Source organism: Methanocella sp. MCL-LM, from assembly GCF_049676595.1.
Lineage (GTDB): Archaea > Halobacteriota > Methanocellia > Methanocellales > Methanocellaceae > Methanocella_A.
Genome location: NZ_CP187259.1, coordinates 2,670,375 through 2,696,352 on the forward strand (window position 1 = coordinate 2,670,375; position 25,978 = coordinate 2,696,352).

Sequence of the window (25,978 nt, forward strand, 5' to 3'; positions counted from 1 at the left end):
AAAATAGTTTAGTGTCTTCGTGCTACCCACGATAGCCAAAACAAGGCCAGAACACCAGACCACCCGTAACACTACAGACACGGGAATATGATCCCACAAATAGCACAGATGGATGCTCCCCTCATTGGCCCGGCATGGAGTCGATTACGTAGATCATGCCGTTGGTAGCCTGTATCGCCCTGGTGATCCTGGCCCCGTCCAGCATGAGCGTGCCATCTTTGCTGCTGGTGGAAAGCGTCTTGCCGTTCAGCATGGTGATCGTCCTGCCCCGGGCCATTTCGCCGGGCAATACCATACCATTAGTAACAAGGCCCTGCATGACCTGGTTAGCCGCCCTCATGTCGGTCGTCAGCGCGTTCATCTGGCTCTGGCTCCCTGCGATGTCCCTTACTGCAAAGTTGCCCGGGACTAAAACTGTATGGCTGCCCCGGTTCAGCTCCCGGTCCATGCCGGCCATTATTATAATTGACCGGGCCGTGATTGCGTTATTCATGCTCAGTAGCATGGTCATGATGTCGCGGTTAGAGTGTTCAACAGGTATGAGGCCTTACGTGTTGATAATCGTACCTGGTCCCGGAGTAGGTGATATATTCTGCATACCAGAGATTTGCGTGAGTACAGGGGTTGAGAACGTGAGTGGGATAGCGGCAAGCATAGTAGTTGCTTAGAGTTTACTAAATATGCTCATCAATACCATATAGAGGAAATCTCCTGACGCGGGTTTAAGATTATTAAAGGATTCAGGCCAAGTTTGCCGGTATAGTTCCTATTTCAAATAAGATTGGATGATAGAAAGAAAGCCATAATTTGTGATTGAGGAATGCGGGCAGATGAGAGATCAGGGAATTGCCGAGATAAGATGTATTGCCCCAAGGTGGGGGTAGAAATGAAGCGATAGAGAATATTTAGATATCAATACCAAGGACATAGATAGGTACATGTATCGCACTTCTATAATGAGGCAGATACTTCTCGACTTTTTCAAAAGTTATGGTAGCGCCTCCCCAGTTCATTCCTTTTTCTTTGTTAACTAATTGCTTTTGAAAATTTTTTGTGGCTACGATATATACGCCAACGTCGATCTTATTTACATTCGAGTAGGAAGCGACTTGGAATTTTAATAGATCAATTCCCATGTAAGAGGAATGTGTAAAAGCGACTTCGACCCCAACACGATCTTTATAAAAATCCATTTTTGTGTAAAGATTATTTCCTGAGTCCGATGACTCTTCACTATCATTTTCATTATTAAAAATATATGGCTGTCTATCCCAGCCCCTATTAACAAACTTATCATCAAGTAGTTGATTAAAATATTGTTTAGTAAGTTTACTTGGATCTATGCTTGGATCTGTAAGAATACCTTCAAGTTCTTCTTTCAATGAAAACTTACTATTAAGAATTTGTTCAGCAAATCTATACGAGTACTTTTTTAATCGTAACATAGTAAGTATTATCAAATATTTAGCAATCCATAATAAATTTTAGCATATGATAGATTTATTTCCAAATATATGTAAAAATACCTAAAACAAATCCAATACACTAAAATATATAGTAAATTAGGGGATCTTAAATTAATAATTTAATGGCTTGAGGATAAGGAGAATGTCAGAGATCATAAATCAAGGTGGCTATGCAAATACTGGTGGAAAGACTTTAGAGAAAGCAATAACAGGCCTATTAACTAGTAAAGGTTTCCAAGAAGTACCGTATAGGATCTATAATAAAAATCCCTCAAGATTTGGTACAGAAGTGCTATTGAGAGATGCCCCTTATAAAACGATTTATAACCATAATGGCAAAACAGAATTTAAGTTAATTTCAGAGAAACATAAGTTGTCAATCCGTATTGAATGTAAGTGGCAGCAATCAGGAGGAAGTGTCGACGAAAAATTCCCATATCTGTACCTGAATTGTATAGAAGCAATGCCTGAAAAGGATATTATAATAATATATGGCGGAAAAGGTGCGAAACAAGGTGCTATAGATTGGTTGAAAAAATCAGCTAAAGATAATAAATACATGCTTGGGGATACTGATAGTAAAAATATTCAAGTAATGGATCTTGAGGAATTTTTTGCCTGGGCAAACAAGACTTTCCGATAATTTAACCATAATTGGTGATAATCAGTTCAAATATTGCCCCTCGTTTTTTTGCATCACAATTAATCATACGGCTTGCCAGAGCTCGGTCAATCCGGTAGCCAGCGTACAGTAGCTCGAAGAAATCATCAGCCGGGTTCTCATTTTTAGGATCCGAGTTGCTGAGCATGAGAAATGCCTTTCTCTCGTCCATCTCACGGAAATATTTTGCCAGCCTGCGCTGGTCATCGTCGTCAAACCCGTCTTTTGCATAGCTGGTAAAGCTTGACGTAGTACTGATCGGCCGATATGGGGGATCGAGATAGACCAGTGTGCCGGCTTCTATATGAGAGGCGGATTTTAAGAAATCACCCAGCTCTATTCGGGTATTTTTGAGAGCATGGCTGACCGCCAGGATGTTTTCAGCACCGCAGATTGACGGATTTTTATAGCGGCCGAAAGGCACGTTAAACCCGCCCTTGCTGTTTTGCCTGAAAAGGCCGTTGTAGCAGGTCTTGTTTAAAAAGATCATATACGCTACCCGGTCAATCCATGCGGTCGAGTATTTTTTATAATTGAAGTTTTCTGCCTGGGAATTATATGCGCTGCGAATAGAGTAGAAAAGCTCTTGCCTTTGCTGCTCTGTCTTCGAGAGATATTCATCCTCAAGCTCCTTAAGTCGAGAAATCAGCTTTTGCGGGCTCTTCTGTATGGTTTTATAGCCGAGAACCAGCTCGGGATTAATATCGTAAAGATAAGCTTCTTTTACCTCGAATCTGCTCTGCAGGTAAAAGAACATCGCGCCGCCGCCGACAAACGGCTCGATATAGCGATCGATGACACCAATATCTATTATTTCTGCAGGCAGCCTTTTGCCAAGCTCATCTAGTAACTGGGTCTTGCCGCCAGCCCATTTTAAGAAAGGCCTGGCATTTACAAGCTGCTGTTCAGCAAGAGTCACCTGCATGCGTGTAGTCAATTACTTTTTAACTACATTAAGCTTCCCGTTATCCGGTTTGAAAGTTTTCTTACCCCGTCACCCCCGTCTCTGACCCACGACCGAACCTGCCATAGATTCAAACGAACTCTATTATGTTCCGCTCAATTTCAGAACTATGTTTTAGTCCTCACCGGCAATATCTGACAACTAAAGGGGGATGGATGGTGAAAACTATCTTAAAAATAGGAATTTTGTTAGCCACCGCGCTGCTATTATTCACCGCGGTAGGCCTTCCAGCCGCAAACGCGCAGCTGGCAGCAACGTCGTTTGGCTTCCCGCAGATCTTCCACAACGCAGAGGTCACCGCGTTCAATCGGGACATACTAAGCCAGATCGAAAACGAAGCCGTAAACATAGATTTCGGCGCCGCCGGCCTGTGCGGCCTCGGGGCTTTCCCGACGATCTCCCAGGTCTCGGAAAGATCCAGCTACGCCGAAAGCACCAGCTTCTACCACAGCGAAGAAACCGACGCCATAGGTTACCCGTACGTCAACGTCGGCACCGCCTGCGCCGGCGGACTGCCCTTCGCAGGCCTGCCCTTCGGCGGATACGGAGGATGGTGCTGAAAAAGAGAGTAAAAACTTTTCTTTTTTATCAACCACAATGCTAGTATCCTAAACTTTCGAACCTCAGCGGCACTGCGCCTTACCTGGACAACCGAAATCAGATGTTCTAACCACGGCGGCACAGCGACACTGAGACAGTGCGATCCGCGACAAGCCGGATGGCAACTAGAACCACGGCGGCACGGCTCCCCATCCTGGCAACTGGAGAGCAGATGTTTAAACCACGGCGGCACAGCGACACAGCGACAGTTGTAAACCCGTTAAAGTGAACTATTTTTCAGTCCACGGCGACACGGAGACAGTGCATTAACCAAAAGCTGCTTACCGAGTAATCATTTCAGCTTGAGTATCTGATCAATAGTATAAAATCCCCAGGGCCCCATTGAATCCTATCAGGTTTAGCACAATAATTCTGGATAAGGTGGTTGTCTCCGTGCCCCTCGACCCTCCGTGTCGCCGTGGATCATAAAAAAGAGCTTTGCCATACGGGTGCGCTCTGTCCCCGTGCCGCCGTGCCGCCGTGGTTCAAACATTTTTCCAGGAATGGCGATACAGGGTTGTCTCCGTGTCGTCGTGCCGCCGTGGTTCAAACATTTGATCTTGCGGCAGTGGTTCGCCACTGCGGAATGGTCTATGAGAAGTAGTTAGCAGGATGTGCGAAGCATGTCGGTGAAGATTGTAGGTTAATGGGGGTAATATTGTTTATTGCAGCCACTTTGCATCATCCTGCCAGATAGATGTCCGAATTAACAGCATACTAATTTACATCAGTATGCACAATACTAATTTACAATAATGTGATATAAAGCTAACGCCTATCGGACCAACCCCTATCTCTGTTTTAAGCCCTGCGCAGCTGCACTACGAAGACGCTGCCCTGGGACATATCTCCGGGTACCCGGTCTTCTACCCATATGCGGCCGCCAAGCTTGTTGACGATCATGTTGACCATGGATAGTCCGATGCCGGAGCCTTTGGTGGTCTGGCCGATGCGTTCGAAGATGCCTCGCCTGCGGTCCTCGGCTATGCCGGTGCCGCGGTCTGCTATGCGGATGGTCCAGTAGTTCTTGCCTTCGGAAGAGGACTCGGAGACGTCGAGGTCGATCACCTTCTCCGGGTGGGGGTCGTACTTGACGGCGTTTTCGAGGATGTGGTGGAAGATCTCGTGGACGTGGTGGTTGGCCATGACCTGGCTGCCCGGGACGATGTGGGAGTTGATGTGGATGGGCTGGCTGGCATGGGCTTTCTTGATTTTCCCGATGCTGTCGTTTAAGACTTTGCTCAGGTCCGTCGGAACGATGTTCTGGTCTCCGCTTTCGATGACCGTCCGGACCTGGCGGACGTTCTCGATGAGGCGGTTGCTGCCGGTGACCCCGGATAATGCTTTAGTGAGGTAAGTGCGCTCATCTTCGTTCAGGTTCTCCGACAGCTCCAGCATCTCAAGATAACCCATGGAGATCTGGTTGAAGTTCCTGATGTCGTGGCTCATCAGGTTGATGAAGAAGTCGTCGTACTTCCTCGCCAGCTGAACTGCTGCCATCGCCTTCTGCCGGCCCGTCACGTCCAGGATGGTTATGACCGCACCGCTGACGTGCCTGTGAGAGGCGAGCGGCGTCACGATCATGTCGTAATACGCTTCGGTCTCAGGCGATGCCTGGTAGCCGGCGGCAACAGCCAGCTTGCGGCCGGAAAGCGATTCGATGACCGCTTTCACGAGCGGGTGGTCCTGCCCCAGCACTTCGATGCTTTTCAGCTCCCGGGGATCGAAGCCCAGCCGGGAATAGACGAACTCCGCCCCAGAACGGTTGTAGTAGACGACATTGAGGTGATCGTCGACCCCGAGGATGCCCGCAGGCACGGAATCAATAACTTCCCGGTCTGCCAGACAGGCAATAGTCCCGGGCTCTTCTTCCCGGTACGTCTCGATCCTGCCGAGCACTTTACCGGCCTCATCCCGCACCGGACATGCCCGCAGGTGAATGATCATGTGCCGGTCTGCCAGTTCCCATTCCGCTTCCCCTTTCTCGTGCGGCCGGACAAGTATGGCAGAAAGATTCTCCCGGAAAAGCCGGGGGTCTTTGAAACGCTTCGCCTGGGCATCCAGTATCGACTTACGGTCCTGGCCCGCCACACTGGCCGAACCGGGCAGGTACTGGGAGTAGAACGACTTGCTGGCCCACTGGATACGGCCGTCGTTGCCCGTGATCAGCACTGCGTCTCCAGTGCTGTCGAGGGCGCTCCTAAGCATAGCCAAGGCATCAGGCTGCTTCTCTTCCATAGCACCCGGGCTCCTGTTTCCACTTCCATCTGGCACTTTGATCACCGGTAATAAAGAGTGTATGGCGTCTTTTGTTTTTATATTTTGTTTATGCATAGATAAGAGATAATAAATCCGAATAGGCCATGCCGTTGCCATCATGTGAACGTATACGAACGCTGCGCTGTGCCAGATCACAGATTACGACCGATTGCGCGGATTTCACAGATAACCTTCTGAGAAGTACATCGTCAGTCATACTTATTTTCATATGGAAGAAAAATAGTTATACAGTATATGATATATCAATTCAATATGGAGACATCATTTGTATACTTACCAATCGAAGACCTAAATAAAATATCATATATCGCAAGAGGTGCTGCATTTCACGTTTACAATAATTTGAGGCCCGGATTGCTTGAAAGCATTTACACGCTATGCTTAGTGGAAGAATTAAGGGAAAACGGATTACAGACTGAATCAGAAGTTCACTTACCAGTTATATATAAAGGGAAAAAACTAAACAAAGAATTGAAAATTGACATATTAGTAGAAAAAGCACTTATTCTGGAAGTAAAATCAGTTGAAGATTTTACACCTTTGCATTATGCACAGACGTTGACATACTTAAGACTAAGTGGTTTAAAATTAGGACTGCTCATGAATTTTAATTCAACTGATATGAATAAAAGTATAAAACGGGTAATAAATTAATTTCTTATCATCTGTGTAATCTGAGCAATCTGTCAGAATCATCAGATTCTGCGTAATCTGTGATCTAGCACAGCGCAGCGTTAGTCCACGTTCACGAGCACAGAGACAACACTTTGCGAGTATCCTGGAAATAGTTGCCAGCACAGCGCAGCGTTAGTCCACGTTCACGAGCACAGAGACAACACTTTGCGAGTATCCGGGGAATAGTTGCCAGCACAGCGCAGCGTTCGTATTGTTGCCTCACTTAATCCGAGCAACTTTTTCCCGGAAGCCCCATTATCCTATTTCCACCTAAAGTAACCACTAACTATTTATTCTATATCGATATTCGATACATCGCCGATTATATCGGTACTCGATATATCGGAGATTGATATATGCACGATGAAATGTTGAGCACCGAGATGCGCAAGGGTTTTTTGAAGGTTATGATCCTGCACATCGTTAAAGAGCGGCCGTCCCACGGCTACGAGATTATTCAGGAGATAGAAAAGAAGACCCACAAGGGATGGACACCCAGCCCTGGATCGGTGTATCCGGCTCTGGAAGCGCTGGAAAAGAAAGGCTACGTCCAGTGCGAGGAAATGGACCGGAAGAAGGTCTATACGATCACCGAGAAGGGTAAGGCCGCTCTGGAGCAGATACACGCGAAGAGAAGACAGTGGTTACAGGAGCTGGAGGCGTTCTTCGGCGATATCCTGGAGTGATTATATGAGTAACAATTACGCGATCGAAGTGAAGGGCCTGACCAAGAAGTTCGGGGATTTCACCGCGGTCGACAACATCTCCTTCGAAGTGAAGGACAGGGAAATTTTCGGTTTCCTCGGCCCGAATGGCGCCGGGAAGAGCACGACGATTAGAATGCTGTGCACGCTTGCCAGGCCTACGGGCGGCGACGCGCTGGTAAACGGCTACGATCTGGTAAAGCAGCCGGTGAAGGTCAGGGAAAGCATCGGCCTGGTGGCCGAGAAAATGATCATGTACGAACAGCTGACCGCCGCCGAGAACCTCCGCTTTTTCGGCAACCTGTACGGCATGCCGAAGCAGAAGATCGAGACCAGAATCGACGAATTACTGAAGCTGGTCAACATGACGGAGTGGAAGAACGCCCAGATCAAGAAATTTTCTACCGGCATGCGCCAGAGAATCAACGTTGTCCGGGCACTGTTGACAGAGCCTAAGATCATCTTCATGGACGAGCCCACCCTGGGTCTCGACCCTCAGACGACGCTCTCAATCAGGGAGCTCATCCGGGACATCAACAAGAACGGCACAACAGTGATCCTCACTACCCATGCAATGGTTGAGGCAGAGGCGCTGAGCAGCCGGATTGCCATCATCGACCACGGTAAAATTATCGCTCTCGACACACCGCAAGAGCTGAAGAAACTGGTGAAGGGCAACGACCTGACGATGTTCAACGCCAAAATTTCCAACCTTACCCCGACCCTGATCGAGAAGATCAAAGCCCTGGACTGCGTCGCAGCCATCGCCCAGCCAGATGCCTACGATCTAAAAATCAGCGCCAGAGGCACGGACGGGCTGGACCGCATCATCGACACCATCCGGGCGAACGGCGGTAACATCGCCATGTTCAACACTACCGAGCCCACGCTCGAGGACGTCTTCCTGTCGGTGACGGGCAAGGAGATGAGGGACCAGGCCAACGAGAAAGCCACAGTCAGGCACCGGCACGGCCCGATGGCCCCGAAATCGAGGGTGAGGTGAGGTGAGATCATGACCCTTATCAAAGCATTACAGGACAGCTACCGCATCGCTGTCAAAGACCTGCTGGAGTTCGCGCGCAACAGGATAGGGCTGTTGTTCCTGTTCCTCATGCCGTTCTTCATGCTCATCATGACCGGCTTCATCTTCCCGACCGGCGACAGCTACACGAACATACCCGTGGCGGTTGTCGACCTGGACGATTCCCGGGCCAGCCAGATGTTTCTGGCCCAGCTTCACGCGATGAACAACAAGTCAGGATCAATGGTTTTGACTGATGCCGCTTCTGAAGCCGATGCCAGGACTATGATCACCCGGGGGCAGGTGTACGGTGCAATAATCGTGCCCCAGGGGTTCGCCGCGAACCAGACCCTGGGCAGCCAATCTGAAATCCTCATACTGTCGGACAACAGCATCCCGCAGATCTCGATGGTCATGCAGGGCCTGGGTGCGCAGGTCGTCAGCATGCTGGGCTCGATGAAGGCAACCATGTCAGTCCAGACGATGAATGTCCAGACCAATATGACCGCTGAGCAGGCAGCCGCAGTCATCGCCCCGTATAAGGCGAACGTGCAGGGCACGGTCGGAGGCAACCTTAACTACTTCGACTTCATCGCTCCCGGCCTGCTGATGATGATCGTGATGATGGGCGCCATGACCGGCATTCCCCGGGCGATTTCCCACGAGAAGGAGATCGGCACCTTCGACGGCATCCTCGCCGCTCCGGTCAACGACATCTCGATCATCCTGGGCAAAACGATCGCGCAGACGGTGCGTGGCTTCATCCAGGGTATAATAGTCCTGGTCATCGCCATGCTGATCTTCGGAGTGCACATCCAGCTGGCGAGTATCCCGCTGGCGTTCGGGCTGCTGCTCCTGGGCATCTTCAGCTTTATCGGGCTCGGCATCCTGCTGACCTCCCTCGCCAACAACGAGGAGACGGCGATGATCCTGATGACCGTGCTGCAGTTCCCCATGATGTTCCTGACAGGCGTGTTCTTCCCCATCCAGCAGATGCCGTGGTTCATGCAGATGCTCTCGAACATCCTGCCGCTTACATATGCGGTCACCGCCATGCGCAAAGTGATGATCCTGAACGCGAGCATCGCGGACGTCCTGCCCGAGATCGCCATCCTGGTCGTGTTCGGCGCAATCATGCTGGCGATAGCGATACCGGTGTTCAGAAGATCGATGACGAGGTAGAACTAAAAGTTCTACCTATCTTTTTTAATCTAAAAACTTTCAAATCCGGCATTCTCCGGGTTAGCAGGCACCCGAATAAAAAGATATATTATTTACCGGGCCATGTAAGTTTTATCGATTACTAATTTGTGGATAAAAAATGGTGGTATGGTGTTAATGAACAGGTTCTTTAGAAGCTTCACTATGGGTCTGACTGTTGCCTTAGTCATGCTGGTCATATCGCTGCCGGGAGCGGTGGCCGATAAGGCCCCGGTGGAGACGTATCCGGTCACTTTCGACGGCTACGTCTGCTATTCCGATGGCACGACCCCTGCAAGCGGGGTCATGGTTAACGTCTATTATCCCTCGGATGCGACGACCCCCACGTACTCGACTACGACCGATGCTCTCGGGTATTACCGCACAGGCGGGGCCTTTACCGGTAAAGCGGATTACTGGGTTGGAGCCTCTATGTCCACGGTAAGTGAGACGATACTATACGTAAGCGGTACAGTGATGAACACCGGAAGTGATCAGGTTTTGACGAACAGTTTTAATCTGCTCGAGAGCCCGCCTGCCACTCCGACCCCTACTCCCGCCCCGACATTTTCCATGAGAGGGCGGGTGCTTTACGAAGGTAATAGTACGCCTGTGAGCGGTGCAACCGTATATGTAGCCTACGATACGAATCGTTTCACGGCGACGACAGACACATCCGGCGACTATAGCCTTGGCAGCATGCCTTACACCGGCGAGCCGGTCACGGTCTGGGCTTCTCTCGACATGCTGACATCCCGGGAGCATACCCCGACACCGGTCGCCGGAGAAAATCTGCAGGATCTTGTGATGAGACTGGCGTCGCCCTCTTCTTCGCCTTCCCCCTCGCCCGGATCTCACAGGAACCCGGCCTTCTACGTCTTCACATCTATGGACGGGGCTAACGTGAACGATGTGGAGGTCACTTGTCAGTTCAACGGAGCGACGTATTCCGGCATATCCCACTACATGGACATAGAAGACGCCGCAATCATGCTCAGCTACCATGGCCCCGGAGTCCTGTACCTGGAAGTCCCCCAGGGATATACAGGCTCTGCCACGTTCCGTACAAAGAAGGGTGACTACGAAGGGTACCACGTAGCGGAGGTACCTTATCCTTACGATTGTATCAGCTCGTTTACCGTCCCGCTGACACAGCGCACGGCTACTCCCACTTCACCAGCAGTTCCGGCAGGCAATGTCAGCTCGACGCCCACCCCGGCCCCGGGAGTAAGCCCGACACCGGTAGCAGGTACGAATAGCACGGAAATACTGGGCGGAACGATTTCTACTGGCACAAATACCACGGCTACACCGTCTCCGGCGTCATCAGCGACACCTCAGGCCCAGGCAGGCCTGCCAGGCGGGCTGGCGGTATACGCCGGGATCGGATTAGGCGGCCTTATATTAGTGTTAGTACTGATAGCCCTGGCGTATTTGCTTCTGAGGAAGAAATGAAGGGTACTACCCTTCGTTACTCTTTTTTTTAAAATTTATTTCGCAGCCAGCTTGACCGGGAAAGCGTACCCGTGGGGCGAGTACATGGACCCTTTGAACCCTTCGCATTTGAGATCCCTGCGCTTTATCGGCCCGAGGGGGATGAAGGTATAGGTGACTGCCCGGTTCGTGATCTCCACTTCGAAGTACCCGCCCATCATGGGCTCGGCCCCGTTGGAGTCATCCCGGTAGAGGAAGCCGGTGTTCAGGTAGTTGCCGGAGACGATGCCCGTATGTGTATGGCCTACGATGTGCATGAGGGCATTTTTATAGACGACCGAGCGGCGCTTGAACCCGCCTTCGTACACCACGTTGCTGTGCTGGATGAGAATGGTGTTTTTATCCGATAGCTCCGGGGTCGTCGTGATGGGCAGTTTCGGGCCGAGGTAGTATTTTTTGCCTTCCTCGATCATCATGCCTTTGTAGTGTGTAAGCGACAGGCGCTTTTTACCCCGGCCTACGTAGTCCCTGTTACCCGGGACGTACCAGACATTATCGAATTCTGCAGTCAGCAATTGCAGGATAGTATCCAGCGCTTTCTGAGATTCCTGCTGGTCGCGGGTGACCGAAAAGTTAGTCAGGTCTCCTGCTACGACGACAGCATCATACCGGGCGCGGCGGGCGCGGACGTCCTTGATAAGGCCTTTTACTGCGGCAATGTTGCCGTGTATATCTGAAAAACAGAGGAGACGCATCGTAAATCACTGCACCTCCCATAATATATATTTTTTATTGTTTATGCATAGCTGTGTAGCCCGGGGATAATATAAGAGACTCCGAGGTAGGTAAAGATGATACAGATGAAGCCGACGAGGGAAACGTATGCCGCTTCTTCACCTTTCATGCCCATCCGCCGCAACCCAAGGTAGAGGGCGTAGATCACTGCCGTGATGAGGGACCAGGTTTCCTTGGGGTCCCACGACCAGTACGATCCCCATGCAGCATTGGCCCATAGCGAGCCCATGACGATGGCGACCGCCAGCAAGAGCAGCCCGGCAGTAATGCAGGTTATCGACAGCCGGTCGAGCCGGGCGGTTTTGGCGGAGTCGGAGGGGTGCTTCACCGTGTAGTAAAGGTATGCTGCAGACGCCGCCGCTGAGCAGGTGAACAACCCGTAGGAGGCGATGGCAATCGGGACGTGGATGAGCAGCCATTCGCTTTGCAAGGAGGCTGGCAGTGCTGCCGGAGCCTCCCATGCAAAGGCTGAGAAGGCTGCGAGTAAAGCGGCTACTATGACCAGGAGATAGTTCATCAGCTGTGGCAGTTCCTTTAGTATAGATATTACGGCCGCCAGGCCGACGATTAGCGCCAGCAGTGCCGCGGACTCATACAGCGAAGCCCAGGGCACTCTGCCCGCGGTTATGAAGCGGAAAAGGAGGGTGAGAAGAACTGCGGCACAGCCGGCTGAAGCGATCCAGGGAACAGGCCGACTGAGGTGAAATCGGATAGCGATTATGGTTACTACGAATATTGCTGCCCCGGCCGTCAGCACCAACTGCTCCGCAATCATCTACGCCCTCTCAAAACCTTTATATTAAGCGTTATTGGTATATGTGTTTACATAAAAAGATATTGTTAACTATATTCGATTGCGTGATGCTGATGGAAAAGAAGAATAAATATTATTACTCTACTCGTGACCTGCTTGTGATCGCCGTGCTGGCGGCGCTGGGCGGAGTCATGTCCACCTATGTCGGCTACCTGGGCAACCTGGTCAACCATATCATGGGAGTGCCGTACGGCGCCGGCCAGATCGTCGGCGGCCTGCATATTCTCTGGATGGTCCTGATCATAGCTATCACCGGTAAAAAGGGCGCCGGAGCCATGGGCGGCCTCATAAAGGGCTTCGTGGAGTTCGTCAGTGGCAGCCGGCTTGGTGTCTTTGTCATTTTGCTCTCGCTCATCGAGGGCATCTTCACCGAGATCGGCTACTGGCCTTTCCGCAAGTACAAAGGGCTGGCATACATGATCGCCGGGGGCTTAGGGTCGTTTGCCAACGTGCTGACGTTCCAGATTGCCTACCAGGCATACGATAACATCTTCCTCTTCGGCGCAGTCAGCCTGCTGTCGATCATCTCGGGAGTGGTCTTCGCAGGGTACTTCACCGGCGGCATCATGGACAACCTCCGGGACGCCGGCATTGTCAGGCGGGAAGAGAAGAAAGAGAAAAAAGCCTGGTCTTTCAGCCTGCCGAAGGCGTTTGCGCTGGTCTGCCTGCTGCTCATCGCTTTCTCGGCGATCTACTACTTTGCGCTGGTCCAGATGAGGGACGACCCGATGACTGTGACGGTGACGGGCAGCATCGCTTATGATAAAGACTACCACGTGCCCTCGCTGGTGAGCCAGTACGCCACCATCAACGCCAAGCTGGACGGCCAGTACAAGCATTTCCCGGCGCAGAACTACACCGGTTTACCGGTCAGCTACCTGCTCAAGGATGCCAAAGTCAAGGGCACTGCGACGAAGATCGACGTCGTCGGCTCCGACGGCTATTACCAGACCTTCAACCTGTCCGAGATCTCGGACAATGACAACTTGATCCTCACTGTGGAGAAGGACCCCGAGAGGCTGTGGCTGGTGGCCAAAGGCTATGCCGGCGGCATGTGGGTAGATAAAGTAAAGGCGATCAGGGTGTACTGAGCCCCATGGCTGATTTACCGAAGCAGGCCCCTGTGATCAGGCTTTCAAGCCTGAAGTTCTGGTTCCCCGGAGCGGCAGCTCCTGCCATCGACGACGTCAGCCTGGAGGTCCGGGCAGGTGAAGTCATCGTCCTCACGGGGCCTTCAGGCTGCGGTAAGTCAACCTTGGCCATGGCTATCGGGGGCTTTATCCCCCACGTGATCGAAGGCCGGCTGGAAGGCGTGGCCGAAGTATGCGGTAAAACTACGAGAGATGTGCCGCTGGCCGAGATGGCGACGATGGTAGGCATCGTGCAGCAGGACCCGGAGGCCCAGCTGTGCACCCTCGCCGTGGAAGACGAGGTGGCGTTCGGCCCGGAGAACCTCGGCCTCCCGGCGGAAGAAGTCAGGCGCAGGGTCGAAGCCTCGCTGGCCGCGGCGGAAGCCTCCCACCTGCGGGGCAGGGGTATCTACGAGCTCTCGGGCGGGGAGAAGCAGAGAGTGGCGATCGCTTCGATGCTCGCCATGAGCCCGGGCATCCTCATCCTCGACGAGCCTACGTCCAGCCTCGACCCGGAGGCTACGGCGGACATTTTCCGGGCCATTCGCCGGCTGAAAGAGCGGGAGAACATGACGATCCTGGTGATCGAGCACAAGCTGGACCGGATCGCAGGCCTGGCCGATCGGATGATCGTCATGGAGCAGGGCCGGGTCATCTTCGACGGGGAGCCGGGGGCAACAACGCACCGGTACGTCGACCGCATCACGGCAGCTTCACTACCGCAGGCGTTCGCCACCCGAAAAAGTGCGGGTAGCAGGGCAGGAGAAACAATCCGAATAGAAGGTTTATGTTTCGGCTACGATGGCCACGAAGTGCTGAGGGGTATCGACTTCACGGCCAGCGCGGGAGAGATCGTCGGCATCATGGGCCGGAATGGCTCGGGCAAGACGACTTTTCTCGGGCACATCACTGGCATCAACAAGCCCGGAAAGGGCACGGTCCGGGTGATGGGCCGGGACACGAGACGACTGAAAGTAACAGAAATAGCCCGGCATGCAGGCTTTGTTTTCCAGAATCCCAATCACCAGATCTTCGAGCGCACAGTCCGGTCGGAGGCGGGGTTCGCCTGCAAAAACTTCGGCTACCCTGCCGAAAAGGAGCGAATTGCAGTCGAGTCCATTCTGGACAGGTACGATCTTTCTCGGTACTCGGAGAGGCATCCCCTCAAACTGAGCTTTGGGGAGAAACGGCGGCTGAACCTGTGTTCGGTACTGCCTTACGATCCGCAGGTACTCATCCTCGACGAGCCGCTGGTGGGCCAGGACATGGTCAACGCGGCGAGGATGACCCGGGACCTGTGCAACCTCAGGGCTGACGGTAAGACAGTCATCTTCGTCACCCACGATGCCGACGTGGCTTACCAGTGCTGCGATCGCATCGCGTTTTTCGACGCCGGGCAGATCCTCGTGGACGATACCCCCGGGGCGGCGTTCAGGGCTCTGGCAGAGTTAGGCTTCGAGGACTACCTGCCGGGAGGCTTCGCATGAAGATCAGGTACGTGCCGGGCAGGTCGATCATCCACAGGCTGAACCCACTGACCAAACTGGCGGTGCTGGCGATCTTCAGCTTTGCCACATTCATGTTCGATAGCATAGAACTACAGCTCGCCTGCCTGCTGCTATTAGTAGTAATTGCGGCCATGACCCGCTCGCCTGCTCCGTTTTCCGTGCTATTCTCCAGGTTCATGCTATCCTTTACGGTCCTGCTATTCGCCATCCAGGTACTGTTTAACCCCGGAGGGACGATCTACTTTTCAATACCGCTATGGCTGCTCAGCATAGATGTGACCGAGCTGGGGATCACCATCGGGCTGGTAGTAGTGCTCCGGTTCGCCAGCATCATCTTTGCCAGCGCCATTTTTGTCCTGACCACGGACCCCGGAGAGCTGGCATATGCCCTGATCAAGGCCGGCGTGCCATACAGGTTCGGGTTCATGCTGGTCACTGCGCTCAGGTTCATTCCGGTCTTCGAGGCGGAAGCCGGCACTGTCCGCCAGGCTCAGCTGACCAGAGGGCTGGATGTGGAAGGCGGTGGGCTGGGGGCGGTCTTCAGGTCGGCGAAATATACGCTTCAGCCGCTTATTGTTTCGGCGCTGTCGAAGGTCGATGTGCTGGCCGTATCCATGGAAGGCCGGGCTTTCGGGTACAGGCCCCACAGGACGTTCATCCGGACCAGTCGCTTCGGGGCCCTGGATGCAACGATCATCCTGCTGAGCGTCGGCATCTTTCTGCTGCTCCTGATCAACCGGTTTACGGGCTGGATGCCACTTCCGGACATAAGTATCTATAACAATTGATTACGCCTGTCAACTATTCTCAATATACATGTTACATATAATAATTACAATAGGTTTAATTATTACTTATTGTAATTACATGTAGGCACTTAAATCAGAATGGTTTGAGGGTGTTTAGTCATGAGAAACTACAAAGTATCGACGATTATTGCAATTGTATTTGTTTTACTAGCAGCCGCAGCCCTGTCTGGCTGCACTTCGTCAGGCGCTACGGATAATGCCGGTGGCCTGAAAGCCGGTCTGCCGGACACGATGGACTTCAGTATAGAGATCACCGGTGGCACTACGTCTCCCGTGACGGTCACCTATGCGGACATGAAAGCCATGGAATTCAAAGAGCTCCTCAGCATATACACAGTGAACTCGGTGGGCACTGAATCGATCGGCGACTACGTTGGCGTACCACTGCCGTCGATCATCGCTAAGGCAGGCCTTCCGGAAGGGGAAGTTTCCTATAAGATCGCCGCCGCTGACGGGTATAACCTGGTGTACACCTCTGAGCAGGTAGAGAAGTCGATCGTCGCCCTCAAGAAGAACGGCACGGCCATGAAGGCGAATATCAACGACAAGAACTCGATCATCATCGTGGTCCCCAACGAAACCAACAACATGTGGATGAAGATGCCCGCAAAGATCGAGATTGTCAAGGGCGCGGCAACCGAGCCGGCGCTGGCGATCACCGGCCTGACGGACAACAAGAAGTACCTCTCGCTGGAGGACCTCAAGGCTCTGCCCCAGGTTAGCTCGTCGTACATGGACAAGAGCAACAACACCGTCGCCATCACCGGCCCATCGCTCAACGCCCTGCTCGACAGCGCTTCTATCCAGGGCGATGCCACTGCCGCAGTCTTCACTGGCAAGGACGGGTACAACAAGACAATAAAGCTCGCGGACATCCGGGCAGACCCGAACGCCCTGATCACCATCGGCACCGACGGCAGCCTGAAGAACTACGTGGCAAACCAGTCTTCCGGCACCAGAGTCAGCGACCTGGCTACGATCAAGATTGTGTGAGTGAATACAGATGGAGAAAGTCTACAAGTTCCTCATTGCGGGCCTGGTCGTCGGCCTCCTGGTCGCAGCGATCGGGACCTATGCGGTCACCGCCGCTATGCAGCAGCCTCAGATGGACTGCGGTGACTGCCACGAGGGGCACGGCAGTGTCGTGGCCCCGGGCGTCAACGTCAACGGCACGATCTTGCTCACAGGCGATACGCAGGCTGACGAGTTCGTGCCCGTGGACGACATCTTCAAACTGAAGCAGAAGGAAGTCAAGACGCTGGTAGCGCAGGACGGAGAAGGAGTACCATCCACTGGCACGCCTGTGATGGACTTCCTCAAAGCCCATAGTGTCACCGAATTCGATTACCTGGTGCTGTACGCCGACGACTTTGTGCTGGTGCTGAACAAGTCAGAGATCACCGAAGACACGGTGTTTGTGCCGATGGAGTACTCGGTCCGCGTGCTGAGCAGCAATATGCCCATAGCAGCGTGGCTTAAAAATATTAAGACCATCGTAGTTGTTGGTGACGGGGGAGACTCCGTGAAGCTTAATAATGAGAAGGTCACGTTCGGGCAGATGCTCGACGATGGCATCGAGACCATGCCGGTGAGCAAGAAAACTGTGGGCTACACATACCAGGATACCAACTACCAGTATGAGACTGGATATGTAGTCACGGGCATCAGCCTGAAAACCCTCCTGTTTAAGGAAGGCTACACGGACTTCTCTACAGTCACGATCGACGGAGAGGAGATAAGCCGGGATCAGGTCCTCCATGGTACCTATTTCCTGACGAGGGACAGCGGCACGATCAAGCTCGCCTCTCAGGTCAAGAACAGGCAGAACTGGCCTGACGTCCAGACGATCGTGGTGGCCTAGATGAAAAATGGTGTGACAGTAGCGGCACTTGCCGCTCTGTCCATACTTCTTTTCGCAGCCGTATCCGGCTGCACGAGCAACGCCCAGCAATGGTCTATTACACTGCAGGGCGAGCCGGCGATGGCGATCAACCAGTCGGTGTATGCCAGCCTGCAAAACTGCAACGAGACCATTGACGAGGTTAACGGCGTGCCCCTGGAGATATTCCTGTATTACTACGGGCTATACCCGGTGGCTGCTGTGTCCATAGACGACCGCCAGTACGACTGGAGACAGGAGGCGTATGCTTATGACTACGACATGCCCTTCCTGGTGCTGCCCGATGGCCGGATCTACGATGGTAAAGAGACGTACGCAGCGAGCCGGATCAATGTGACCACGACGGCAAAGCCGGCCCACTCGTCGCTGGAGCTGCCGCACTCGATCATGTACTCCCTCACCGGCGAAGGCAGTGAAGGGCTGATCAACGGCACCGCCACCCAGATCATCGTCTACTATGTCGATGCCCTGGGCTCCGAGAGGTATAACAAGGCGAAGGCGAACGGAACTATCAATAATATCGTTGCGCTCGGGACACCCCTGGAAGCGACCTGCGTTTACCCGTCCGTCTCCAGGGTGAACAGCAGAGCGCTGGTCACTGGTCAGCCGTCCAACCTCACCAAAGGTGACTTTGGCAGCGGCATACCGGACGTCGAGACGATCTTCGATCGCCTCCAGGCGCAGGGTAAGTCTGCCGTCTGGATAGACGGCGTCAGCGCGCCAGTATTTATAGGGGACGACGTGATCTACCGGCCGGATACGAACGGCAACGGCCGGGAAAGCGACGAGATTGCGGCCGAGGCCATCAGGCAATACCTGAATGGCACGAACCTGATGATCGTCCACTTCAAGGATACCGATAAGAAAGCACACGCTTTTGGCCCTGAGTCTGAACAGGCAGTGGCTGCCCTGAGAGATGCTGACAATACGATCGGCTGCATCAATTCGGTGCTGTGTCCCGGCACGGTGGTAGTAGTCTGGGCTGATCACGGCGTGCACGAGATCAGCGCTGGTGGAAACCATGGCACCCTGCTTCCTGAAGATATGATAGTGCCGTTGGTCGTCTATAAAGTATAGTTATCTCGAGAAGGGCTTGAGCACGATCAGGTCCTTCGCTTTTTTTAACAGCAGCTCTCTCTGGCCCGGCCTGAAGCCGGCCGCCTCGATTAGAGATTTGGCTATGCTGTCCTCGATGTCGTTCAGCTTGATGCCCGACTCGCCCTCGTACGTCCTGATGAAGCTGTAGGCCAGCCGGATCTTTTCGTCGGTGAACATCGGGTTCGTGTCCAGTAAAAAGGAGATCGCTTCACCGACGTCCTCCTCCGGGTTGCCAGGCCGGGACAGCTCGAAGTCGATGCCGTAGATGCGGTCGGCCACGATGAAGTTCTTGAAGATAGCGTCCGACTTCAGCAGAACCTTGCCATCATCGTCGATGAAGGTCCGGTGGAACCTCGCGAGCCAGGAGGCCACTCCCAGCACCAGATCATAGCGGTGGCCTGTTTCGACGAGATCGTTGACGGTCTTGCCTACCACGTACTCCATCAGGATCGCCCGGTCCCGCATCTCGTAAGGCCGGGGTACCGGAATGCCGATGTCATAGGCCTGGCTCAGGACGCGAAACTCGTTTGCACAGCGGTCGTTCGTGAACAGCTTCAGGATCATCCGTTTTCCCTCTACATCCACCAGATATACGTGGTTCTTCTTGCTCGGGAACTTCCGGATGACAGAGATATCTCCAAACGGGTGCCAGGGCAGTTCTTCCATCAGATCACATCCTCTCTGCCGCATGTTCTACATGCGCTGCATGTTCTACATGTGCTGCCATCATCATGTACAGATCCTCAACACTGCCAGGGTTTGCCCGCTTGAAGTTCAGATAGCATAGCGGGCAGTAGGTGATAACAGTTCTGCCGCTCTGTTCCTGGAGATGCCTCGCCCGGGACGTGGCCAGCATTCTGTCCCACGAGATGAGCCCGCCGCCTGCCCCGCAGCATCCGCCGGTACTCAGGTCGCCCGCGCCGTCCAGAAGGCCGCGGACCATCTCTCCCCGGCCTTTTGCGTGGCAGGGTTCGTGGACGATAGTATTCTCGGCAGTAATTTTGCAATCTTTAAGCAGGTCGACTGCCAGCAGGATTTCAAGGTCGAAACTGTTTCGGCCCTTGTAAAGGGTAGTAAACGCCTCATAGCAGCCCGGGCATACCGTGATGATCCGGCGGATACCTTCCCGCCGGAAACGCTCGAGGTTCTTATCAACGGCCTCGTACGCGGCCGACCGATCGCCGAGATTATAGAGCGTGTAGCCGCAGCAGGTTTCATCGGGCAAGCTATAATACTGGATCCCCTTCCGATCCAGCAGAGTTCTTGCCGCCCGCAGGATTTCGGGCGTGCGGAACCGGCCAGTACATCCTATGAACAGGAGCGTGTCGGATTTTTTATCCATCGCCATGCCCCCGTCAGCGATGACACCGTAAGGGTTACCGGTTGCGCTTATGTTAGTGCGGATCGTGGCCAGGTGCGACGGCACTAGACCCTTGTTCACTGCGGTGTTCCTGACCTGCCGGTTAAACCAGGCGAGCCAACACCCGTTGCATAACGTACACCGATATGTCCGCCGCAGGGCTTCCTCGCTCATCCTGCCGGTCACGAGCAGCGTGATCAGCCGGTTTATCGAGCGGTGTGGAGACTGCCAGACGTCCAGCGTGTTTTCCAGTGAAGGGCACCGACACCGCCAGGCCATCAGGAAGGGGCAAACCACGAAACCATTAAGTGCGATGAGGCCTAAGCCGGCCAGCAGGCCGGTGCTAAGCGGAGCTGCCGGACAAAGTGTCTGACCTCCAATCAGGTTGGTATAGTGTCCCGAAAAGGGCACCAGGGTGGCGATAGCCAGCCCGAAAGAGGCAGAGGATGCGATGAGACGGTATTCTTTACCCCACCGCTCGAACCTGAACTGAAACGAGGTAAGGAAAATGAGTAATCCGGTACCGGCGAGGAGCAGCGTGCTTATCGGTGCGAACGAGCAAAGCGAGTTATACCCGAGGTAATTCGGCCTGAAAAGCATGTGGCCTGCCGGCGCCTGCGCCGTGTGGCAGGAATGACAGGTCTGGCTGCCTGTCAGCCACTGGTCGGGGATCAGGGTTACTATGCCTGCACAAAGTAGCAGGGCAGATAGGAATAGTGCCAGTTTTCTCCCCGGGTTCGGCGACATAAATTATAATTTTCGTGTCGATTCTATTAAAAGTTTACTGACAGGCCATTATCACATGATGTTAATCATTATAAGTTACGAAAGGTTTATTGGTCAATCACTTTATACCTAAGACAGAGGTTGTTATGATTTCTAGTAAACATCTGGCAATTTTGTTTATTGCCGCAGCATCTATCGCAATGATAGTAACGATATCCGGCTGTACTACGCCCACTCCGACACCAGTTCCGGGAGCCACTGCAACACCGGCCGCAACAGCAACTCCGGCCCCGCAAACCATCAAGCTCGCCACCACGACGAGCGTGTACGATACTGGCCTGCTCGATAATATCCTGGCGCCCTTTAAGCAGGAGAACAATGTCGAAATCCAGATTCTGTCCAAGGGTTCGGGCGAAGCGATCAAGCTCGGTGAAACCGGCGATGTCGACGTCCTGGTAGTCCACAGCCCCGCCGCAGAGCAGAAGTTCATGGATGAAGGCCACGGCTGGAACCGGACGCAGTTTGCCCACAACTACTTCGTCATCGTGGGTCCCGAGAGCGATCCCGCAGGCATCAAGGGCACGAACGCCACTGAGGCCTTAAAGAAGATCTACTCCAACCAGTCCGTCTTCGTCTCGAGAGGCGACACATCAGGCACGGCTGCCAAGGAAACCGAGCTCTGGAACAAGACCGGCCTCGGAAAGCCCTCCAACGCCACCATGGCCTGGTACAAGTCCACCGGCCAGGGCATGGCAGACACGCTCCGCATGGCTGACCAGATGCAGGGATACACGCTCAGCGACAAGGGCACCTACCTGAAGAACCAGAAGAACATGTCGCTGATCATCCTGATGGAAGACGACCCGAACATGATCAATAAATATAGCATCATCGCGGTCAACCAGACCCAGCACCCCAACGTGAATTACGCTGTGGCCAGCAAGCTGGTCGACTACTTCCAGAGCCAGGAAACCCAGTCGATGATCGACAGCTACGGTAAAGATCAGTACGGCCAGCAGCTGTTCTACGCAGACCTGCTGAACAAGACCTGAAGCGGCACCGGCCGCTTCCTTTTTTCTCAGGGCTTTTTCTGAGATGCCTGAAGGGCATATTCGCAAGAATTGGGCGCATCCCGGCTGGTCCGGTAAGCGTTCAGAGCGAGATCGCTACTTCGCATCAGGGCTTTATGCACCTGGCATAGCATTGATCGAAGCTCGTTCTCCGGCTTCATCTGTTCCAACGCCAGTTCCAGATAGCCGATGGCAACCTGGTTGTTATTCAGGATATCGTGGAGCAGATCCTTAGCGCAGGTGCAGGCGATACCCGGGGAAGCAGACTTATCGAGATCAGACATATGCTTAACCGCTTGCTCAGCTATTAGTCACTATTATAATTTATCTGTATATATATTTAACTCAAAGATAGAATTATGGCCGACGCGTGCCTCAAAGCCTGCATAGAGTTATATTCTCGAGAACCAACAGTCACCTGTGATTGTTTTCCTGGTGAAAGGACATGATTGATACTCACGTACACCTCGATACCAGACCCATGGAAGATTTCGAGCTGATGGCCATCGCCGGCATAACAGATGTGATCACACTGGCCCATGACCCGCTGAGAATGAGCTCCGACGTCGTATTCAGGGACCACTTCGATCGCCTGGAAGAGGAAAAGAAGAGAGCAGGCAAACAGGGCATTCGCGTCCACCTTGGGCTCGGGCTTCACCCCCGGACCAGGCCGGAAGATATCGATGCCTGCGAGGAACTTCTCGAAGGATACCTGAAAAGGGGATGCGCCACAGCCATCGGAGAAACCGGCCTCGAAACAAGAGACCCTTTCGAAGTCCGCCTCTTCCAGGTACAGATCGAGCTGGCGAAAAAGTATGACCTGCCGATCATCGCCCACACCCCCAGGAGCAGCAAAGTCCAGATCACCAGAGAGATCATCAACGTCCTGTCCACGTTCTCCATCGACCCCGACAGAATCGTCATCGACCACGCAGACCCCGATACGGTAAAGCTAATCATAGACCGGGGCTACAATGCAGGGCTCACCGTCCAGCCCGGCAAGCTCTCGCCTGCTGCCGCCGCCGAGATAGTGAAGAACTACGACGTGAGCCGGCTGATCCTGAACACGGACATGTCCTCCAACCTTACCGACGTGCTAGGAGTGCCCAGAACAGCCCACGTCATGCGCCTCGCTGGCATCGACCCGGTGGCCATCGATGCGGTCTGCGACAAGAATGCCAGGCGAGTGTTCAAAATAAAACCATAACATACAATCGATAAATAAAGTAACCACGGCGGCACAGCGACACAGAGACAATATGTACCAGCATTCCATGATCAATTGTTTAAACCACGGCGGCACAGCGACACCAAGACAATGGCGAACCACGTAATAGTGGGCTCTTTTTTATGATACACGGCGACACGGAGACAGCCCGTTAACTATAATCAGCTTGCTGGCCAATTGTTTAGTCTGAATATGTAATCGCATGGCTTAAAGGCTTCAACGCTCTCGTGGTATCTTGACCTGCCCCCAGCCCCATGATTCTCAATACTTTTGTCTCAGTGCCGTCAGACCGCCGTGCCGCCGTGAATCAATAAAAAAAGAGCCTGGCTATTCGGGTACGGTTGTCTCCGTGTCGCCGTGCCGCCGTGGTTCCAGTTACCATCCGGCTTTTCGTGGATCGCACTGTCTTAGTGTCGCCGTGCCGCCGTGGTTTAAAAACCTAATTTCCAGTTGTCAGAATAAGGAGCCGTGCCGCCATAGTTCAATCAACTGCTATGTCCATTATACCGCTGTAGTTTATTGGGACACAGATTATTTTATTTCAGCACAGCTTCTACGGCCTGGAAGTCGTCCTCGTAAATGTGGACGTTGTCCCCGAAGCACCGGAGCTTGCCTAAAGTGAAGCCGGAGGGCCCGGTCAGCTCGTCTTTGACGAGCTCCTGGAAGGCCATGAGGTTGGCCTCGAAGGCCTTGAACATGTCCCAGGACCGGTAGTGGATGTGGACGTCCAGCTTGTTATTCTGGTAAGGGTATACCCAGATGCGCTGGAAGCAGGGCTGGTCCTCTTTCTTAGCATCATCGACGTGGGGTATCCACGTGATCGCCTGCACCCTTTTGGAGTCGTAGCGCTTGTTTTTGAGCTGCTCGGCCATCCACTTCAGCTGGTCGAAGCCCTCGTAGTTGACCATGCGGTCTATGTAGGTATACTCAAACCCGTGCTTGCCCGCGGATTCGCGCTTGAACTGCTCGATGTAAAACTTGACTCTCATCGGGCTGCAGAACGGGTCTTTAGGGTGCCACTTCTGCACCGGGCTGGCGATCTCCAGCAGCATGCCGTTGACCATCCTGGCCTTTACTCCGTACTCGGTGTTGACCAGCTGTCCTTCCCGGTAGATCTTGCCGATTGCCCATTCCCATGCTTTAGCAATGCTATCAAATTCGCCTGCGATCATCGCTCGAGCCTCATGCTACCCTTCAGGATTAGCATTACAGATAACCCCTAATAGGGCATTAACCTTTCTTCCGGGGCTCCGGGAGCAGCCTGGTGGGCGCCGTAAAAGAGATTTAAACGAAAGCGTACCATATACATCGTAGCCGGGATAGGTAGGAGATCATACTATGACACTTTATATGACAGAAGCCGGACCTGCGGATGCCCCCTCAGTCCTCTTTTTACACGGTGGCGGGATGAGCGGCTGGATGTGGGACAACATATTGAGGCTCATGCAGGATTACCACTGCATAGTACCCGACTTGCCGGACCACGGTGGCAGCAGAGGCGAAAGCCCGTTCGCTCACGAGAAAGCAGCCGCCCTGATCGCAGAGACCATCAAAGCCAGGGCGCACGGCGGAAAAGCCCACGTCGTAGGAGTGTCCCTGGGAGCGCAGGTATTGCTCGAGCTGCTCGCCGCATTTCCCGAAGTCGTCGATCACGCGGTCGTGAACAGCCCGGAGCTCAGGCCAGTGCCCGGATCAGGCCTGATGCTGCACCCGCTGCTGTTCGATCCCACGGTAAAGCTGACCATTCCGCTGGCCCGTAATAAGTCGTTTGCAAGGCTCCAGGCCCGATCGTACCACCTCCCCGAGGACATGTTCGAGGCGTACTTCGAGGATACGAGGCAGACGCGAGGCGAAGTGCTGGCCCGGATACTGAGGGCGAACATGACCTACAAGCTGCCGGCAGCATTGAAAGAGGTAAACGTACCAGTCCTGGCCCTGGTCGGCGGAAAAGAGTACGGCATGATGAAAGCGTCTGCCAGAGACGTCGCTGCCACCCTGCCGAACGGCCGCGGCTACGTCGTTCCCGGAGTAGGGCACACCTTTAGCTTCGAGAAGCCGGAGCTGTACGCCAGGCTTGTACGAGACTGGATTAATGACAGGCCGCTGCCGGAGAACGAGCTAGTAAAGCTTTAAAAAAATTTGGGATTGATCCGGCCCTGAGAACGGGAAGACAGTGAAAATGGCAGGTTAGGGAGGTCCCGGGAGGCCGGAGAGGATTTTCAAGCTGGGAGGTCAGAGAGGGTCAGAGGTCAGAGAGGAGGTCGGGGAGAATGGAAAGGTTAGAGAGGATAACAGGGTATTATTCTGAACTTTTCTTATGAGCGCCCGTACCATTTACACGAGGTACACGAAGTACTCAAAGTACGATAAAAGGGATGACTGTAATCCGATCTTATAGTTTAACTTCGGGTACTTCGCGTACTTTGAGTACTTCGTGTAAACGGTACCTGCCAGCCCAAGAAAGGTCAGATATGATTATCAAATATTAAATCTCTGACCTTCGGCCCCCCTCAGAACCTGCTCTCCGACCTCCTG

The 25,978-nt window shown here is 53.3% G+C and carries 26 protein-coding genes; 16 read left to right on the forward strand and 10 right to left on the reverse strand.

The genetic code is table 11. The annotated features are described in order from the left end of the window. Window positions 1–121 precede the first annotated feature (121 nt). Both ACPLPM_RS13655 and ACPLPM_RS13660 read right to left on the reverse strand, forming a co-directional pair. The gene (locus ACPLPM_RS13655; protein ID WP_424357324.1) at window positions 122–511 is read right to left on the reverse strand and encodes a fasciclin domain-containing protein; all 390 of its coding nucleotides are present in this window, start codon (window positions 509–511) and stop codon (window positions 122–124) included. Between the two features lie 394 nt (window positions 512–905). Continuing rightward, window positions 906–1,445: a BglII/BstYI family type II restriction endonuclease gene (locus ACPLPM_RS13660; protein ID WP_424357325.1), complete on the reverse strand. Its 540-nt coding sequence runs from the start codon at window positions 1,443–1,445 to the stop codon at window positions 906–908. Window positions 1,446–1,608: 163 nt separating this feature from the next. Here ACPLPM_RS13660 and ACPLPM_RS13665 point away from each other — a divergent pair, with 163 nt between their 5' ends. Next, window positions 1,609–2,109 (forward strand): PD-(D/E)XK nuclease superfamily protein, encoded by a 501-nt coding sequence (locus ACPLPM_RS13665; protein WP_424357326.1) that lies wholly within the window; start codon window positions 1,609–1,611, stop codon window positions 2,107–2,109. A gap of 1 nt (window position 2,110) precedes the next feature. Here ACPLPM_RS13665 and ACPLPM_RS13670 read toward each other — a convergent pair whose 3' ends face one another. Next, window positions 2,111–3,052, reverse strand: coding sequence for a DNA adenine methylase (locus tag ACPLPM_RS13670; RefSeq protein WP_424357327.1), 942 nt, complete (start codon window positions 3,050–3,052; stop codon window positions 2,111–2,113). A 194-nt stretch (window positions 3,053–3,246) separates the two neighbouring features. On the opposite strand from ACPLPM_RS13670, the gene ACPLPM_RS13675 reads away from it, so the two are divergent. After that, window positions 3,247–3,651 carry a hypothetical protein gene (locus ACPLPM_RS13675; protein WP_424357328.1) on the forward strand — a complete coding sequence of 135 codons (405 nt, stop codon included), beginning with the start codon at window positions 3,247–3,249 and terminating at the stop codon, window positions 3,649–3,651. A gap of 841 nt (window positions 3,652–4,492) precedes the next feature. On the opposite strand, the gene ACPLPM_RS13680 is transcribed toward ACPLPM_RS13675, so the two are convergent. Continuing rightward, complete coding sequence (locus ACPLPM_RS13680) at window positions 4,493–5,974, reverse strand: ATP-binding protein (protein WP_424357329.1); 1,482 nt, start codon at window positions 5,972–5,974, stop codon at window positions 4,493–4,495. A 249-nt stretch (window positions 5,975–6,223) separates the two neighbouring features. Here ACPLPM_RS13680 and ACPLPM_RS13685 point away from each other — a divergent pair, with 249 nt between their 5' ends. The 5 genes from ACPLPM_RS13685 to ACPLPM_RS13705 all read left to right on the forward strand — a co-directional run bounded on the left by ACPLPM_RS13685 (window position 6,224) and on the right by ACPLPM_RS13705 (window position 11,026). Then, entirely contained in the window at window positions 6,224–6,625 is a 402-nt protein-coding gene (locus tag ACPLPM_RS13685) for a GxxExxY protein (RefSeq protein ID WP_424357330.1), read from the forward strand. 377 nt (window positions 6,626–7,002) lie between these two features. Next, on the forward strand, window positions 7,003–7,332 hold the full coding sequence (locus ACPLPM_RS13690; protein WP_424357331.1) for a PadR family transcriptional regulator: 330 nt from the start codon (window positions 7,003–7,005) through the stop codon (window positions 7,330–7,332). A gap of 4 nt (window positions 7,333–7,336) precedes the next feature. After that, entirely contained in the window at window positions 7,337–8,353 is a 1,017-nt protein-coding gene (locus tag ACPLPM_RS13695; protein WP_424357332.1) for an ATP-binding cassette domain-containing protein, read from the forward strand. Between the two features lie 9 nt (window positions 8,354–8,362). Continuing rightward, on the forward strand, window positions 8,363–9,553 hold the full coding sequence (locus ACPLPM_RS13700; RefSeq protein WP_424357333.1) for an ABC transporter permease: 1,191 nt from the start codon (window positions 8,363–8,365) through the stop codon (window positions 9,551–9,553). A 156-nt stretch (window positions 9,554–9,709) separates the two neighbouring features. Then, window positions 9,710–11,026: a hypothetical protein gene (locus ACPLPM_RS13705; protein ID WP_424357334.1), complete on the forward strand. Its 1,317-nt coding sequence runs from the start codon at window positions 9,710–9,712 to the stop codon at window positions 11,024–11,026. Window positions 11,027–11,061: 35 nt separating this feature from the next. Here the strand turns inward: ACPLPM_RS13705 and ACPLPM_RS13710 are convergent, their stop codons facing one another. Both ACPLPM_RS13710 and ACPLPM_RS13715 read right to left on the reverse strand, forming a co-directional pair. Next, a complete protein-coding gene (locus ACPLPM_RS13710) occupies window positions 11,062–11,760 on the reverse strand; it encodes a metallophosphoesterase family protein (protein ID WP_424357335.1) in 699 nt (232 codons plus the stop codon). Between the two features lie 41 nt (window positions 11,761–11,801). Further along, window positions 11,802–12,575, reverse strand: a complete 774-nt coding sequence (locus tag ACPLPM_RS13715) for a cytochrome c biogenesis protein (RefSeq protein ID WP_424357336.1) — start codon at window positions 12,573–12,575, stop codon at window positions 11,802–11,804. A gap of 92 nt (window positions 12,576–12,667) precedes the next feature. Between ACPLPM_RS13715 and ACPLPM_RS13720 the strand changes: the two genes are divergently transcribed. From ACPLPM_RS13720 to ACPLPM_RS13745, 6 genes are all read left to right on the forward strand, one after another. Continuing rightward, window positions 12,668–13,705, forward strand: a complete 1,038-nt coding sequence (locus tag ACPLPM_RS13720; protein WP_424357337.1) for an ECF transporter S component — start codon at window positions 12,668–12,670, stop codon at window positions 13,703–13,705. Between the two features lie 5 nt (window positions 13,706–13,710). Then, window positions 13,711–15,231, forward strand: coding sequence for an ABC transporter ATP-binding protein (locus tag ACPLPM_RS13725; RefSeq protein WP_424357338.1), 1,521 nt, complete (start codon window positions 13,711–13,713; stop codon window positions 15,229–15,231). Next, complete coding sequence (locus tag ACPLPM_RS13730) at window positions 15,228–16,040, forward strand: energy-coupling factor transporter transmembrane component T family protein (protein ID WP_424357339.1); 813 nt, start codon at window positions 15,228–15,230, stop codon at window positions 16,038–16,040. The genes ACPLPM_RS13725 and ACPLPM_RS13730 overlap by 4 nt, the downstream gene beginning before the upstream one ends. 120 nt (window positions 16,041–16,160) lie before the next feature. Next, window positions 16,161–17,054 carry a hypothetical protein gene (locus tag ACPLPM_RS13735; RefSeq protein WP_424357340.1) on the forward strand — a complete coding sequence of 298 codons (894 nt, stop codon included), beginning with the start codon at window positions 16,161–16,163 and terminating at the stop codon, window positions 17,052–17,054. Between the two features lie 10 nt (window positions 17,055–17,064). Further along, entirely contained in the window at window positions 17,065–17,922 is an 858-nt protein-coding gene (locus ACPLPM_RS13740) for a hypothetical protein (protein ID WP_424357341.1), read from the forward strand. Continuing rightward, window positions 17,923–19,038: an alkaline phosphatase family protein gene (locus tag ACPLPM_RS13745; RefSeq protein WP_424357342.1), complete on the forward strand. Its 1,116-nt coding sequence runs from the start codon at window positions 17,923–17,925 to the stop codon at window positions 19,036–19,038. On the opposite strand, the gene ACPLPM_RS13750 is transcribed toward ACPLPM_RS13745, so the two are convergent. Together ACPLPM_RS13750 and ACPLPM_RS13755 are read right to left on the reverse strand one after the other, a co-directional pair. After that, window positions 19,039–19,725 carry a phosphotransferase gene (locus ACPLPM_RS13750; protein ID WP_424357343.1) on the reverse strand — a complete coding sequence of 229 codons (687 nt, stop codon included), beginning with the start codon at window positions 19,723–19,725 and terminating at the stop codon, window positions 19,039–19,041. It lies immediately after the preceding gene. 4 nt (window positions 19,726–19,729) lie between these two features. After that, window positions 19,730–21,166 (reverse strand): heterodisulfide reductase-related iron-sulfur binding cluster, encoded by a 1,437-nt coding sequence (locus tag ACPLPM_RS13755; RefSeq protein WP_424357344.1) that lies wholly within the window; start codon window positions 21,164–21,166, stop codon window positions 19,730–19,732. Window positions 21,167–21,291: 125 nt separating this feature from the next. Between ACPLPM_RS13755 and ACPLPM_RS13760 the strand changes: the two genes are divergently transcribed. Beyond that, on the forward strand, window positions 21,292–22,197 hold the full coding sequence (locus ACPLPM_RS13760; RefSeq protein ID WP_424357345.1) for a substrate-binding domain-containing protein: 906 nt from the start codon (window positions 21,292–21,294) through the stop codon (window positions 22,195–22,197). A 26-nt stretch (window positions 22,198–22,223) separates the two neighbouring features. Here the strand turns inward: ACPLPM_RS13760 and ACPLPM_RS13765 are convergent, their stop codons facing one another. Next, window positions 22,224–22,499, reverse strand: coding sequence for a hypothetical protein (locus ACPLPM_RS13765; RefSeq protein WP_424357346.1), 276 nt, complete (start codon window positions 22,497–22,499; stop codon window positions 22,224–22,226). Window positions 22,500–22,660: 161 nt separating this feature from the next. On the opposite strand from ACPLPM_RS13765, the gene ACPLPM_RS13770 reads away from it, so the two are divergent. Beyond that, window positions 22,661–23,422: a TatD family hydrolase gene (locus ACPLPM_RS13770; protein WP_424357347.1), complete on the forward strand. Its 762-nt coding sequence runs from the start codon at window positions 22,661–22,663 to the stop codon at window positions 23,420–23,422. Window positions 23,423–23,979: 557 nt separating this feature from the next. Here the strand turns inward: ACPLPM_RS13770 and ACPLPM_RS13775 are convergent. Next, complete coding sequence (locus ACPLPM_RS13775) at window positions 23,980–24,615, reverse strand: thymidylate synthase (protein WP_424357348.1); 636 nt, start codon at window positions 24,613–24,615, stop codon at window positions 23,980–23,982. A gap of 166 nt (window positions 24,616–24,781) precedes the next feature. On the opposite strand from ACPLPM_RS13775, the gene ACPLPM_RS13780 reads away from it, so the two are divergent. Next, a complete protein-coding gene (locus ACPLPM_RS13780) occupies window positions 24,782–25,576 on the forward strand; it encodes an alpha/beta fold hydrolase (protein ID WP_424357349.1) in 795 nt (264 codons plus the stop codon). Window positions 25,577–25,978 lie beyond the last annotated feature (402 nt).

Coding starts and splice junctions, on each gene's coding strand:
- ACPLPM_RS13670 (WP_424357327.1), bottom strand. CDS start 3,052: ATGCAGGTGACTCTTGCTGAACAGCAGCTTGTAAATGCCAGGCCTTTC.
- ACPLPM_RS13690 (WP_424357331.1), top strand. CDS start 7,003: ATGCACGATGAAATGTTGAGCACCGAGATGCGCAAGGGTTTTTTGAAG.
- ACPLPM_RS13740 (WP_424357341.1), top strand. CDS start 17,065: ATGGAGAAAGTCTACAAGTTCCTCATTGCGGGCCTGGTCGTCGGCCTC.
- ACPLPM_RS13730 (WP_424357339.1), top strand. CDS start 15,228: ATGAAGATCAGGTACGTGCCGGGCAGGTCGATCATCCACAGGCTGAAC.
- ACPLPM_RS13700 (WP_424357333.1), top strand. CDS start 8,363: ATGACCCTTATCAAAGCATTACAGGACAGCTACCGCATCGCTGTCAAA.
- ACPLPM_RS13765 (WP_424357346.1), bottom strand. CDS start 22,499: ATGTCTGATCTCGATAAGTCTGCTTCCCCGGGTATCGCCTGCACCTGC.
- ACPLPM_RS13735 (WP_424357340.1), top strand. CDS start 16,161: ATGAGAAACTACAAAGTATCGACGATTATTGCAATTGTATTTGTTTTA.
- ACPLPM_RS13745 (WP_424357342.1), top strand. CDS start 17,923: ATGAAAAATGGTGTGACAGTAGCGGCACTTGCCGCTCTGTCCATACTT.
- ACPLPM_RS13775 (WP_424357348.1), bottom strand. CDS start 24,615: ATGATCGCAGGCGAATTTGATAGCATTGCTAAAGCATGGGAATGGGCA.
- ACPLPM_RS13705 (WP_424357334.1), top strand. CDS start 9,710: ATGAACAGGTTCTTTAGAAGCTTCACTATGGGTCTGACTGTTGCCTTA.
- ACPLPM_RS13695 (WP_424357332.1), top strand. CDS start 7,337: ATGAGTAACAATTACGCGATCGAAGTGAAGGGCCTGACCAAGAAGTTC.
- ACPLPM_RS13660 (WP_424357325.1), bottom strand. CDS start 1,445: ATGTTACGATTAAAAAAGTACTCGTATAGATTTGCTGAACAAATTCTT.
- ACPLPM_RS13750 (WP_424357343.1), bottom strand. CDS start 19,725: ATGGAAGAACTGCCCTGGCACCCGTTTGGAGATATCTCTGTCATCCGG.
- ACPLPM_RS13655 (WP_424357324.1), bottom strand. CDS start 511: ATGACCATGCTACTGAGCATGAATAACGCAATCACGGCCCGGTCAATT.
- ACPLPM_RS13665 (WP_424357326.1), top strand. CDS start 1,609: ATGTCAGAGATCATAAATCAAGGTGGCTATGCAAATACTGGTGGAAAG.
- ACPLPM_RS13675 (WP_424357328.1), top strand. CDS start 3,247: ATGGTGAAAACTATCTTAAAAATAGGAATTTTGTTAGCCACCGCGCTG.
- ACPLPM_RS13770 (WP_424357347.1), top strand. CDS start 22,661: ATGATTGATACTCACGTACACCTCGATACCAGACCCATGGAAGATTTC.
- ACPLPM_RS13780 (WP_424357349.1), top strand. CDS start 24,782: ATGACACTTTATATGACAGAAGCCGGACCTGCGGATGCCCCCTCAGTC.
- ACPLPM_RS13755 (WP_424357344.1), bottom strand. CDS start 21,166: ATGTCGCCGAACCCGGGGAGAAAACTGGCACTATTCCTATCTGCCCTG.
- ACPLPM_RS13720 (WP_424357337.1), top strand. CDS start 12,668: ATGGAAAAGAAGAATAAATATTATTACTCTACTCGTGACCTGCTTGTG.
- ACPLPM_RS13725 (WP_424357338.1), top strand. CDS start 13,711: ATGGCTGATTTACCGAAGCAGGCCCCTGTGATCAGGCTTTCAAGCCTG.
- ACPLPM_RS13760 (WP_424357345.1), top strand. CDS start 21,292: ATGATTTCTAGTAAACATCTGGCAATTTTGTTTATTGCCGCAGCATCT.
- ACPLPM_RS13715 (WP_424357336.1), bottom strand. CDS start 12,575: ATGATTGCGGAGCAGTTGGTGCTGACGGCCGGGGCAGCAATATTCGTA.
- ACPLPM_RS13710 (WP_424357335.1), bottom strand. CDS start 11,760: ATGCGTCTCCTCTGTTTTTCAGATATACACGGCAACATTGCCGCAGTA.
- ACPLPM_RS13685 (WP_424357330.1), top strand. CDS start 6,224: ATGGAGACATCATTTGTATACTTACCAATCGAAGACCTAAATAAAATA.